This window comes from Lysinibacillus sp. FSL K6-0075 (assembly GCF_038592945.1).
Lineage (GTDB): Bacteria > Bacillota > Bacilli > Bacillales_A > Planococcaceae > Lysinibacillus > Lysinibacillus fusiformis_F.
On sequence record NZ_CP151947.1, the window covers coordinates 3,992,690 to 4,005,051 of the forward strand.

Consider the following 12,362-nt stretch of genomic DNA (forward strand, 5'->3'; position numbering starts at 1 on the left):
TGTAAAATGACAAATGAAGCAGAAAATAGAGTAAAGGTTCTTTTAAATAAAATTGAAGGAGCATTAAAAGACATTGAAACAGTATGTAATCAAAATGGTTATAATGTAGAACCGTTAGGTAAAGCCTTCGAAAGTGTGCAAAAATCAAGGGATTTTAAATTATCTTAATATCAAAAAAAGACTATAATTAGAGAATTTACTATTTTATAGTCTTTTTTATATTCATTTTTAAAAATGTCTAAAGTCGTCCGAAATTGCCTGTATTATTTTATTTTATGGCCTTAATAATTAAAAGAAGAATTTAATCTCCTCTTTCCTATTTTATTCTATTTTTTATTATTTTCTTCTATATATAACTCCTTATTAGGGATTTATTTCTGGGCGAATAAAATGATTTATTTCTGGTAAAGAAAATGGGTATTAAGAACTATTTTTTATTAATAGATTTATTAATTAAATCTAAAAGCAACTGTTCAACAAGTTCTTTATTTAGCCCTGCTTTAACTAGTCGTTGTTGATATTCAACACTAATTTCGGACAAAACCTTATCAATATCAACCTTTTCCTGCTTAGAAGTCTTTTCATTAATCCTTGCTTTAACTACTTTCAGCAACTCTTGCAATGTATCAGAAGCGGTATCTACAACTGCTTTAAATGCTATTTCCTTCAACTCCTTGCTCTTACTGAACTTATAAGTAAGAACGAAAGAGATTAGGAATAAGAGGAAAACAATAAAGATTATCAGTAAATCTTGCATAACAATTACCTCCTTTTATGCTCATTTGTTGGTAATTATGCTTTATTAATAACAATTATTTTTTATTATTAAATATTATGAAGTGTTATTAATAAAACATAATTAGACTTATTACTTAGTAAAAACTTTGACATACTTGCTACTTGCCGTTATATACTTTCCACTCTTTAGTTTGTACATTTTTGCACCTGCTACTGTATGTGTGCTTACTACTGTAAATGTAGTACCTTTTTTATAGGAAATGTATTTATCCTTCCAATCTGCCGTATTGTAAGTCCAAAGGTTGTCTGCTGTAACTTGTACATATGTTGTTTTCTTAACTACCGTAGGTTGCTTTACTTCCTCTTTCTTTTGTACTGTTGGATTTAAATAGGATTTAACTAAGGCCACAAACTTGTCCCAAGTCCACCCATACTTTCCGGATCTAATTCTTTCAGGACAGTTTTTCTTACTCCAATGATAATGTTGCCTCATGTTGCTTAAAGGAATGTTTTCGTCCTTTAAGATCTTTGCTGCTAATTGCGCGGCTAACTTAACAGCACTATCAAAATCTTTTACCCAACAAATTTCGATTCCGATGCTAGAATTATTACCTTCTGTAGTTCCTGTATGCCAACACTTCCAAGTATGGTCAAAGTTCTGATGAACTTCTTTATCATCAACGCTGTAATGCCAACTCGCTTTATTTAGTTTCATTCCAAGTCTTTTTTGCAATTTCGCATGATTTAGTGATCTTGCATTTAGATTGCCTGTTTCATGAATTGTAAGGAATTTCTTTGCATTCCCTTTTCCACCTGTTACCTGCAATGCTTCGCTATCTGTTAGCAAATAATCCTTGTTAATTTTCATTTTCATCTTCCTCCTTTTCTATATAATTTTCATAAATCCTTAGTATTTTATTTTTAATAACTATCGCATGAGGAAATCCCATATCTGCGCTTGTTTCTAAGACTGAAATCAATTCGCACAAAACAACAACCACAACATAAAATATAATTATTCCGTTTAAAATAGTATGTATGAAACCCAAATCTGAAAATGAATTTGAAGTTAATGATAGGAAGGAAATAAAAACAAAAGGAATAATCATGGCAACTAACTTGTCAAATGTGTCACGAATTCGTCTGTTTCTTATGATTGCATTTTTATTTAACCAAGCACAAGTGACCGCAAATATAAAATCAAACAGCACCGCTAAAACAATTGTTGTACCCATAACTACATAAAACTTTGCTGTATCACTCGTAAAAGAGATTCCTAACAGGCTAACAATCAACCCGTAATACCATATAAAAATATTACTTAATAAACTAATTAACTTACTCCATACAGAAGTTAAGACCTCCATTTAATATTCACCGCCTTCTAATTCAGAAGTTAACTACCAACGGTAGAGGAGTCTGAATTCTCCTTATTAACTAAAATCAAAAGAAGATCTTTAATCTCTATCAATTCTTCCTTAACAGTCTTTAACTCTTCTTTTAATTCTAAGTTTTCCTGTTCAATCGTCTTGCTTATTAATATATGTTTCATTTGCAACGCCTCCTTTGTATTAAGTTGCATACCCAACTAGCAGGCCAGATATTTCTAAATCAAAATCGTCAAAAACTATTTCAAGACTATTAACTTGGCTTACACTATTAAGTTCAATTTTTTTATCTAGTTTATATTTTTCACCACTTATAATAAGGCTAGAATTACTTGCGTATGCCTTGTTAGCAGCCAAAATTACATGGAGAGTTTTTGCTATTATGTTTTTATTTATTTTTATAGAAAACCCAACTGGTGAACTTTGCTGTGTTGTTACACTTAAATCATCTTTTTTTATAACAAGGTAATTGCCATTGTTTTCAATGTAATATTTATTAGAAGATACATATATATTTTTGTTCTTAAAGTAACCTTTGTTTATTGTTTCATTTGTTAATATATTTTTTATATATCCTTGAGTGATAAGTATTTTATCGTCAACATATACGATATCGCTAATCCCAGAGTAAAACCAAGGTGTTTCAAGTGAAAGTGCAAGACTATGCATTTCGTCATGACTTTCAGCAGCGATATCAGTAAACCCTGTTGCAAGTTCCTTTTTAAGCAACACTTGCTTAACAGCCATTGCTGGACCTCCTGTGTAATAATTTTGAGGTTCGAACGCGATTGGCAATAAAGTTAAAAAGTAAAGAAACTTACCATCAGATGAAAGAATTGAATTAAATGCTGAACTGGCTAATTCATCTATCGAAAACAAAGCATTATATAAGTAATCTTCTTTTAATGGATCGTCATCCGGAATTAATGAAACTATTTCATACTGCCATATTTCTTGCATAAAACCATTAAAATTCTCATGTTTATCCACACTATAGGTATTTGAAGGAATGTGGTATTTTACAAAATAAATACCTTCACGATTGTAGTACTGTATAAGAAGAAGGTCATTTTTTATATCAAAATAATCACTCCGCCAATAATGTCTAAGATCATAGACTGTGCTGCTTTCTAAAAATGAAAAAATTTCATATAAAGTCTTGCTTGAAATATATTCTTGAGTATTAGTATCTTTTCTTGTTTTTTCAACATATGCATTTAACCAACTTCCAACAAAATCATACTTATATGTAATGTCATTAACATTTTCAAAGATTGGCTTACTTTCATTTTTCAAATTATTAACATTATAAAACTGAACTCCATCAGACTTAATAACTCCATTCCTTACTGAACAGTTTGTTAGTGTGTATTGACTTGTATCTTCGTCAAAAAAGTCATCATAGTACAGACCCTCAAAACCGCTCCAAACTGGATCAAGTTGTCCATTTTGAGCATTATTAACAACTCGATATAGAATCTCACGTGAAAGATTTAGATTGACAGAATCAAGTTCTTTTTTAATTCTAGTTAAATCCGCACCAACACTGTTGCTACCATTATTGTATTCACTTTTTAACAAGTATTTATCTAATTCAATCTTTTTTGCATAACTATCTAAATCTATCTTTTTTGCATATATGTCTAAGTCTGTATTCTTTACATAAGTTGTTTTTACAGTCTCAATAGCAGTGTTAATGGAGTCAATCTGACTGTTAAGTTCGTCTATAACTGACTGTTTAATTGTGTTCTTTATTTCTTCATTTTCAACCTCTGCAACTACATTAGGCTTGTACTCCTTCGTAATCTTTTCTAATACATATTTAATTACATATAATTCTTGAAGTATATCCACTGCCTTTTCACCGTCAAAAACATATCTATTTATCCCTTTTAGTTGTTGCCTATCTAATTCTTTCTGAACTAAGCGCTTCAACTCAGAATGAAGCCCTAGATGATTTCTATATTCACTCATTTTTTTATCCCTCCTTCTTTTTAATTAGCCATTAAAGGCTTGTTTTTCCTTACTTTCCCTAACTATAGTCTGTAAGTGTGTAGTGGCAATAAGCACCACTCTCAGGCGAAATAGATAAGGACATTGCTGTGCATATTCCTTTGTAAGAGCCACCTAGAAGTTTTTGTGAAACAACCTTTACAGTATGGCCGACCTTAAGGTTAGGAACATAAGGAAAGGAAATTAGGATTTCTTCCTTTATTCCATTCTTCAGAATCCTTCTTGCATATGTTTCAGCCTGTGCCTTATTCATAGTTGGTCTTATTTGCTCATAGGTAGTCGCAGATTCTCCTGCTATTACATTTTGATCTCGGAAGATTTCAACTACACCACTACTTGCTCCTCTTCCGTAATAAATCTTTACACTGCTGTAAATATTTGCGGATTTAACATGTTCGATTGGTTCCGCACTATACTTCATATCAAGAACAAAATCCTCAAGTGATTTTACTTCTGGTGTTTCGAAGATGACTATATTACCAACTGAGTAGAATTTCATTCCTGTACTATCTGCTAAATCCTTTAGTAAGTCTGCATTCGTAGTACCAGTAGAAGGAAGAGCAGGAGTAACATAATTAGACATATCATAAGCCTCATTCATGAAATTTTCATATTTTGGAACTTCAAAATCGTAGGAAGGAATATTAGAGGAATAGTCTGAATTTATATAATCTCGATAAGCAGAATTTGTAGATTGATCAACATAGTAAGAAGTAGGAATTCCATTTTGATCTACTCCGTCATTCTTAAATTTAACTCTAGTCCGAATAACTTCATTAAAAGAAGCCTTCTGCCTTGCTGTTTTAAATGAATTAATAACCGTATCCTCAGTCGCGTTAGGTATTCTATATATATAACCTTTGTAATAACAAGTGTGTTTTTCATTCGATACACCATAGATTTGGGCATCACTTCTTGATGATATGGTTTCTATTGTTTTTTCTACAGGGTCTATAATCTTATAATCGCTATTATTTGCAATCAAGGTGTAACCAAAGACATTCATTGTTCGTGGGTTGTTGTAGGTTTTAAAAGGAAGTACTTCTTGCCAATTAGGAATTGTAAATTCGTTGTCTTCCTCTGTAATACTTAGCCCATCTGAAATTCTAAAAACACGGTACTCAGGCGAAGTATTATGAGTAAGTTCTCTTCTTTTTATTCTCTTTAAATAAAAGTAGTTTCCAGAAACAATATAATAAGATGCATCTTGTTGATATTCTATCGAAAGGCCATAGTGCTTTTGGTATTCTAAAACTACCTTTTTAGACTTTACTGTGAAAACATCCACATGAGTTTGTAGTGATCCATTAATACTTCCTGTCGTTATCATGAAAAGTTGGTCTCTGAGTAAATATGGTTGTCTATTTACTGTTAAATTAGAATATGAAGTCGGCTGATCAATTTGATTTCTAGTTTCTAACTTTGTGACTTCCTTGCTGTCTAAATCTATATTGTAAAATGTAAAAGGATTTGCAAAACATAGGATAGCATTGTTTCCTTGCTCATTAACTGCAAGCCTTGCAGTATTTGCTCCATCACCTTTCAATCCTGCTCTATGCATATTCATTTCAACTGTTACATTTTTCATTGTATTTAAATCTATAACTAGCAATCTATGATACTTTATGTCATTAGGGTTATAGAAAGGAAGATAGGAAATAATCATATATCCTTGCTTCGTTATTCCTGCCTCTATGTTTGTAGCATTAGGAATTAACTTGTATAGATTTCCAATAATCTTTTCCCATTCGCCATAAACAGGATAATCATTTGAAGGTCCACCAGAGGAAGAAGAAGGAGGTCGAATAGTTGTACCGTAATCTACATTGGATGGTGTTCCAACTTTAAAATTGAAGTCTGGATTATTTTCTTTAATCTTCCCCATTGCATTGTTTAGTATTTCTAAATCCCGATTTGTTGAATCACCACTTAATTCAACAGCCTGATCATAGATTGTTCCTAGCGCGGAAACGTCAGTGCCTCTTAGTATAGAGTTGTTTATATCCATATTTCTATCTACCATTTCAACACGAATTATTGTGTAATCGTTAGTATCCGCCACCATTCCCCAACTATTGATTATCCCTTTCATCATGTAGTCAGTAGACCCACCTTTTTTAACACTAATATCTATTGTTGTTAATCTGCTGTTGAGAATTCCTTTAAACTGTTCGTCCTTTAAATAGTTATATTTTCCTTTATAAGAAATTAATTCAAATACGCAATTCTGAACTTCGCCAAACTGTGCATCATAATCAAATTGATTAATAAAATTATTAGGAATAGCAATAGAACCGCCTGTATAAGGATTAACAGTCAAACTAACTGATATAGGTGTGTTTTCATTTAAATAATAATTCGTCATTTATTTCCTCCTCCTTCCTTTTATACCTCATTATAATCATTACATATTAACCTGTGAAATTACTCGAACAACTAATGAAACCCTGTCCATTTCCTTTATTTGTTTTCCTTTTACTGCTTCCGCGCGTTCTACAAATACATTGTAAATTCCGTGTGGATCTTTGAATCTGCATTTCGTAAATCTGAAAGAGGAAAAGGAAGGAAAGTCCTGTGAAAGGATAGTTGCTTCTAAACTGATCGTGGAAGTAATACCAAAGGTTTCAAAGAGGATATCGTCATCTGAGGTTTTGTCTAGCGGAATCTTGACTGATACGTTACCCTCAAAAGAGCGCGGATTCCAATCGTCATAAATTCCTATAAAATAAATCCTTCCTGTACCATTTAGATTTTCTAAGTAATACAAGCAGTTATTTTTTTCTGCATTTGATAAGGTCATTACCATTTTTCATTCCTCCTTCCTTATCGCATGTTATTTGCTGTTTTAACACCTTGAACAAGCCCGTAGCCAGTTGATTGAGCATTAGGCTTATCTACATTGCCGTTAAAGACAAAGTTCCAAGTATCGCCTCCTGCTGTTCCATTCTCTATATCTGTTTTGTATTCGCTCATTATTTTAAATGGATTGATTGTATCACCCGAAATTATGTTTGCTAACATTTGGGCTGGTAATGTTAATAATTTTGTAAGGTATGCAACAATGTTTACAACCTTTTGTGCGAAGGATTGAATGCCTTGAGGAAGGATAGAAACAAACCAGTTAAGGATTCCAACGAAGATGTCCTGTAGAAGGACTAGAGGGTTCATAATCATTTTAAAGAAGTTTGCAGCACCTTTCCCTGCAAATTCATTAATTGCATTATAAAGTAACTTTTGAAGTCCAATTCCTGCTGCTACTGCTAGAGTGATTGGACTCAATAGAAGTCTTCCGAATCTAGCAACCCAAGTTATGGCTTTTTCAAGGAATAGAGCAATGTTGAATAAAACACTATATAATCTCCATGCTACTGCTGTTCCTCCTCCTGCTCCTTTTGTGAATATGCCAAACATTTTAGCGATTGCTGGTCCAGCAATTCTAACTACAGCAATTATTGCAAGAGTGGCAGAAAGGACACCCGCCAAAACAGTTCCTAACACCATAAATCCTGCCACGAATTTCGAAGCCATAGGATTATCACGGAAGAATTTGTTAATACCGTTAAGCGAAACAGTAATTGTCTGAATTGCTTTAATAACTGCAGGAAGGAATTGCACTCCTATTGTAGTTTTTAAATCTGTCCAAGCATTCTTCATTTTCAGCATATTGTATTCGAAACTTCCTTTTGTAAAATCATTCCAAGCCTTTTCTGCTGATCCTGTTGACTCGATAAACATTCCAATTCTTTTTCCATAATTAATAAAGAATGTTTCCCCCATATCCGTAGCAATGCTGCCTCCAAATACTTCCATCATATTTCTACGAGTAAATCCGTCCTCTACCTCACCTATTTTCTTAATAATATCTTGAGTTTGTTCCAAAGTTCGTTTATCACGGGCTTTTAGGTTGTCAATAATTTCATTCATCGTAATCTCGCCACTTTGCAATTCGTCAGAATATAGAACCATTAAGGACTGCAACATATCTGGAGTAAGGTCTTTCGTCCTATCCATAATTTCACGGGTTAAATCTGCAATCTTATCGACTTGGTAAGAAGCACCATCAGTCATTCCGTATTGTATGTCAGCAATAACGTCACCAATCTTACTTCCGCTTAATCTATAGTCTTCTGAATACTCTGTAAATGCGTCAAGAACATGAGAATATTGTCCACCTGAAACCTGTAATGTCTTAACTAATCCATCTGCTGCTTCTTTGAATGGAACTTGAAACCCGACAGTCATTCTTGCAAGAGAGTTTGCCACCTCTTCTGCTCCTAAATCGAATGTCTTTGCAATTTGCAATACTCTTTCTGTTATTGCCTTCTTATCTTCACTTGTGTTTGGGAACAGGGAATTCACTAAACTGTAAGCCGAGCCGATTTCACCGTAAGTTTCACCTAATCCTTTTCGGAATAGTTCTCTAACTTGCTTTCCTGCTTTTAAGGCTTGTTCGTCAGTCATTCCTGTACTGGCTTGTACACGATTCATAGTATCTTCATATTCAGCAGCCGTTTTAATTAAATCGCCAATCCCTTTAGCACCGCCAACACTTGCTGCACCTAGTCCTGCCGCCAATCCACCTAATCCTAAATTAGCCTTAGAAAACGCACCAGATATACTGTCAATCTGTTTTTGTACATTTTCCATTCCTTCGTCAAAATTGGTAGTATCTGCTCCAATCCTTGCCATAATGCTACCTAGTCCAAATTTATTTGCCATTGCTTTTACCTCCTTTCATTTTTATATTTTTTATTTCTTACCTTTTTAATGACAGAAGGAAATTCTGCACATCATCATATTGCTCTTCCAAAGTCATGGAAGGAAGGACTTCTTCAGTTTCAAAGTCAAACAGTTTAGAATGTTTTTGATATGCTTTCATTCTTTCATTAATTGCCTTTCCTCCTTCTTTACTAAATCCTTGAATAGCCGTTAAGGAATTTACAAAATTATTTATATTTATATTTAATTGCTGTCTTTCTTCTAGAACAAGAAATTCAAAACATTCTGCAAAGGAGTAACTATTCTGCCATTCTTGTTTAGATATTCCTTTGTTTAAAAAGAAGAAATCTATTTCAAGAAGGGTGCGTTCAAGATCAAACTTTTTCAACTTCTTTCTTTCTACTTTTTGAACGCCCCGAACTTCTTTTTTATGGAGTCAATATTTGGCACAAAGTTAACGACATATACAGCCATTACTAAATCATATAAACCGTCAGAATCTAATACATCTTCAATATCAAAATTATCAATATATAAATCTAGTAAATTCGGGAAGTCTGGAAGTAACTTAACTACTGCTTTTACTAATTCCTCAACAGTAAATTCTTTACCATTTAACAATTCAAAAATAACCGCTGCTTCTTCTTTCTTTAGTAAATCTGACAACTGCTTTAGAATTTTAAAGATAACAACTCGCTTAACGATAGAAGAAGTCTCCTCACCGTTCTGATCTAAATATTTAACCTTTTTCATTTTTATAAACACTGATTCACTCATAATTAATTCCTCCTTTTCCTTTTCCTATTTTCCTGTCCTTTTTTAAATGATTAATGAAGGACTAAACAAAAGGAAGGAACGAATGAAAGTCCTTCCTTTTGTTTGTGTTATTTAATTCTTAAACTCCTTCGCTACCGAAGTATAAATGATAACCGCTTTCGTCCTTGAATGTTTTAAGTTCTAAGTCTATTGTTGTGATTGTTTCTAATCCAAATTCGAAGGAAGGATTTCCTGCATTAACTACCTTTGGTAGATAGATATACTTTTCCTTATCTTCTGGATAGTCGATAGGAACTAACACGGCTGAGAATGTATGTTCTGAAAGTCGAACTGCTCCACCTTTCATTCCATATCTTTTTCCTGCTGAAACTTCCACTAAATGTGGTAATGCTTTCTTTAATGCCTTCGTATCAAATTCCATAAATCCGATATTAATTACCGCATATTTTAGACGTTTGACGATTTCCATAATTGAAGCATCTTCCCCATTAGGGACTTCGAAATCTCCTAGATCAAATTCGACAGTGACACCTTCTTCAGAAGTTGTTCCTAATTTAGCACCTAAAGTACTGCCGTCAGTGGTTTCGTATAAACCATAAGTTGTAATAAATGTTTTTTTAGTTGTATTGATCATTATACTTTTCGCTCCCTTCTTGCACTTTTTGTGCGTTTTTGTGCATTTTTCATCACTTTTTGATTGTTTTTAAAACAAAAACAGCCCTTTTTCTTCAATTTCAGAAGGAATATACTCCTCTTCATTCGCTTTTGCTTGTTTTCTTAAATCTATTACTTGTAGATAGTAAGAGGCACGGTAGACTAATAAAGTGTCTTGTTGTTCAAAAAACTCAAATTCTCTTTCTACGAAACACCTCTTAATTAAGAATGGTCCGTATCTAACATTGATTAATTCGTCTAATGCATTTGATACTTCTTCACAGACTGAGCGAGGGTCTCTATCGTCTATTGCGTCATAATACTTAACTTGAACACTAATAACAGGGTATTTAATATGTCGTGCAACCTTCGGGGCAGGATATGAACCCGCTTCGTAAAGGAAGATTCCACAACCTGTATGTGATGAATCAATCGTTATTAGATTTAACTCTTCAACTTCTTTTTCTGCTAAATAGTATCTAAGAATGAAATTTGGTGAAGGAAACATCGTAGCATTTACCTTTAGTTCATTCTCAGGTATGTTTAATTCTTGATAGGCCATAGTCCCACCTCCTTTAGTTGTTTGTCCTATTCTTTCTTGTTTCTTTTTCCATTGTCTTTTTGGCATCCTTAATGATTTGTTCCTCGAAAGTTGATTTCAACTCACGCATTGGTTGCATTAAGTAATCAGCCTGTCCGTCAATGTGTCGATACTCTTCGTGATCATGTTGTTTTTCAGCATAAGTAGTATTAAATCCAACATCAAAGAATGAAACACTTTCCATATCCCTAGCAGAAGAAGAGTTAGACTTAGCAGCGTTAATATTTCCATTTTCATCCGATTCTGCCACTACTGTTTTGTTGTTTAACACAACAGTTCCTGAACCTTTCAATTTACCACCCGTATGAGTTTTTACTACATTTCCTTCCTCGTCTTTCAGCAATTCACCATTTTCGTCTATTTGCCCTTGATAAACAGGAGCAAGTTCAACAGCGTCTGCTAATAGTTTTAAAGCAGCGGCTTTAGTAGAACGTCTAATAGTTTTGTTTAATTTCTTCTGAAGTTCCTTTGAGTTTTTTGCTAAATCCTTTAATCCCTTTAACTCAACTGACATATTCAGTCCTGATCTAGCCAAAGTAAACTATCTTCTTTAGAATCCGTCTAGAGTATGGATGCCTTACGAAATAAACCCGCCATACAGTATACATATTTTCGTCATACCAAATCCTCCATGATTCATCTATTGGAGAGTCTGCTCTACAGTGTAGATAGGCATAAATGGTATACTGTTCTTGGTTATTCGCGTCAATCTCCCAATTGTTTTCATAGGTAATGTAGCCATGTTCAATATGTCCATTATCGTAATCTGGTGTAGGTTGTCGCTTCGCATTCATAATAAACGGATAAGTTTGAATAGGTTCTCGCATGTTGTTATACATATTAGAGCCTCCCAACTCTCACTAAACAAGGGATTAAAGTTTCGTAAACGGAAGGATATAACTGCGTGGGTTTGTTAAAAGATGCTGAATAATCTGGAAGACCAATTGAAGTATTACCATTCTTAGCATTCTTTTCAGCATATTGGGCTTCGTGGTCAGTTAACATATGATAGGCTTGTAAAATAACCGCTTCAAAAACTCGGTGATCTTTATATTTTTTATACTCGATTGAGTATTTAAAGATAATGGTGGAATCGTTTAGAATAGTTCTCCAAGCAGTAGAAAGTCCTCTTCGTTTTTGGTCCTCTGTGAAGTCATTCCAATTAGCGAAATCGTCTATCATATTACTCATAAATAGATCTGCTTCTTCAACTGAAACAAGATTGTAGTCTCTTAGTGTCATTTTGACACCCTCTTTTTAGTGGTAGGACTCTTTTCTTCGGTTACAATACAACCAATATATTTAAATAATCCCGCAGTTTTAGAATCATTTGTTTCTGCAATTCCGTTTTTAAATTCTAAGCCCAAAAAGAAACCATTCTTATTTGTGTTAAAGGCTTCAATCTTATAAATCATTTCATAGTCCTCCTTTCCTTTCTTTTTAAACAAAAGGCATAGGAAGGAGTTATTCCT

Annotated in this window: 17 protein-coding genes; 1 reads left to right on the forward strand and 16 read right to left on the reverse strand. The window is 33.4% G+C overall.

Features of this window, described 5'->3' with window-relative positions:
* Positions 1–6: 6 nt before the first annotated feature.
* Positions 7–168 (forward strand): hypothetical protein, encoded by a 162-nt coding sequence (locus tag MHB65_RS19890; protein ID WP_342441468.1) that lies wholly within the window; start codon positions 7–9, stop codon positions 166–168.
* A 259-nt stretch (positions 169–427) separates the two neighbouring features.
* On the opposite strand, the gene MHB65_RS19895 is transcribed toward MHB65_RS19890, so the two are convergent.
* The 16 genes from MHB65_RS19895 to MHB65_RS19970 all read right to left on the reverse strand — a co-directional run bounded on the left by MHB65_RS19895 (position 428) and on the right by MHB65_RS19970 (position 12,305).
* Positions 428–757 (reverse strand): hypothetical protein, encoded by a 330-nt coding sequence (locus MHB65_RS19895; protein ID WP_342441469.1) that lies wholly within the window; start codon positions 755–757, stop codon positions 428–430.
* Positions 758–868: 111 nt separating this feature from the next.
* A complete protein-coding gene (locus tag MHB65_RS19900; protein ID WP_342441470.1) occupies positions 869–1,606 on the reverse strand; it encodes an N-acetylmuramoyl-L-alanine amidase in 738 nt (245 codons plus the stop codon).
* Positions 1,596–2,105, reverse strand: a complete 510-nt coding sequence (locus tag MHB65_RS19905; RefSeq protein WP_342441471.1) for a phage holin family protein — start codon at positions 2,103–2,105, stop codon at positions 1,596–1,598. Before MHB65_RS19905 ends, MHB65_RS19900 begins: the two co-directional genes overlap by 11 nt.
* A 29-nt stretch (positions 2,106–2,134) precedes the next feature.
* The gene (locus MHB65_RS19910) at positions 2,135–2,290 is read right to left on the reverse strand and encodes a hypothetical protein (RefSeq protein ID WP_342441472.1); all 156 of its coding nucleotides are present in this window, start codon (positions 2,288–2,290) and stop codon (positions 2,135–2,137) included.
* 19 nt (positions 2,291–2,309) lie between these two features.
* Entirely contained in the window at positions 2,310–4,100 is a 1,791-nt protein-coding gene (locus tag MHB65_RS19915) for a hypothetical protein (protein WP_342441473.1), read from the reverse strand.
* 58 nt (positions 4,101–4,158) lie between these two features.
* Positions 4,159–6,504 carry a hypothetical protein gene (locus tag MHB65_RS19920; RefSeq protein WP_342441474.1) on the reverse strand — a complete coding sequence of 782 codons (2,346 nt, stop codon included), beginning with the start codon at positions 6,502–6,504 and terminating at the stop codon, positions 4,159–4,161.
* Between the two features lie 39 nt (positions 6,505–6,543).
* Entirely contained in the window at positions 6,544–6,945 is a 402-nt protein-coding gene (locus MHB65_RS19925; protein WP_342441475.1) for a hypothetical protein, read from the reverse strand.
* A 17-nt stretch (positions 6,946–6,962) separates the two neighbouring features.
* Positions 6,963–8,858, reverse strand: coding sequence for a phage tail tape measure protein (locus MHB65_RS19930; protein ID WP_342441476.1), 1,896 nt, complete (start codon positions 8,856–8,858; stop codon positions 6,963–6,965).
* Positions 8,859–8,895: 37 nt separating this feature from the next.
* Positions 8,896–9,246, reverse strand: a complete 351-nt coding sequence (locus tag MHB65_RS19935; protein ID WP_342441477.1) for a hypothetical protein — start codon at positions 9,244–9,246, stop codon at positions 8,896–8,898.
* A gap of 11 nt (positions 9,247–9,257) precedes the next feature.
* Positions 9,258–9,635 (reverse strand): hypothetical protein, encoded by a 378-nt coding sequence (locus MHB65_RS19940; protein WP_342441478.1) that lies wholly within the window; start codon positions 9,633–9,635, stop codon positions 9,258–9,260.
* A gap of 118 nt (positions 9,636–9,753) precedes the next feature.
* Positions 9,754–10,269: a hypothetical protein gene (locus MHB65_RS19945; RefSeq protein ID WP_342441479.1), complete on the reverse strand. Its 516-nt coding sequence runs from the start codon at positions 10,267–10,269 to the stop codon at positions 9,754–9,756.
* Positions 10,270–10,338: 69 nt separating this feature from the next.
* Positions 10,339–10,851, reverse strand: a complete 513-nt coding sequence (locus MHB65_RS19950) for a hypothetical protein (RefSeq protein WP_342441480.1) — start codon at positions 10,849–10,851, stop codon at positions 10,339–10,341.
* Between the two features lie 13 nt (positions 10,852–10,864).
* Positions 10,865–11,404: a hypothetical protein gene (locus MHB65_RS19955; RefSeq protein WP_342441481.1), complete on the reverse strand. Its 540-nt coding sequence runs from the start codon at positions 11,402–11,404 to the stop codon at positions 10,865–10,867.
* 13 nt (positions 11,405–11,417) lie between these two features.
* The gene (locus MHB65_RS19960) at positions 11,418–11,729 is read right to left on the reverse strand and encodes a hypothetical protein (RefSeq protein WP_342441482.1); all 312 of its coding nucleotides are present in this window, start codon (positions 11,727–11,729) and stop codon (positions 11,418–11,420) included.
* 1 nt (position 11,730) lies between these two features.
* Complete coding sequence (locus MHB65_RS19965) at positions 11,731–12,132, reverse strand: hypothetical protein (RefSeq protein WP_342441483.1); 402 nt, start codon at positions 12,130–12,132, stop codon at positions 11,731–11,733.
* A complete protein-coding gene (locus MHB65_RS19970; RefSeq protein WP_342441484.1) occupies positions 12,129–12,305 on the reverse strand; it encodes a hypothetical protein in 177 nt (58 codons plus the stop codon). The genes MHB65_RS19965 and MHB65_RS19970 overlap by 4 nt, the downstream gene beginning before the upstream one ends.
* Positions 12,306–12,362: the final 57 nt, after the last annotated feature.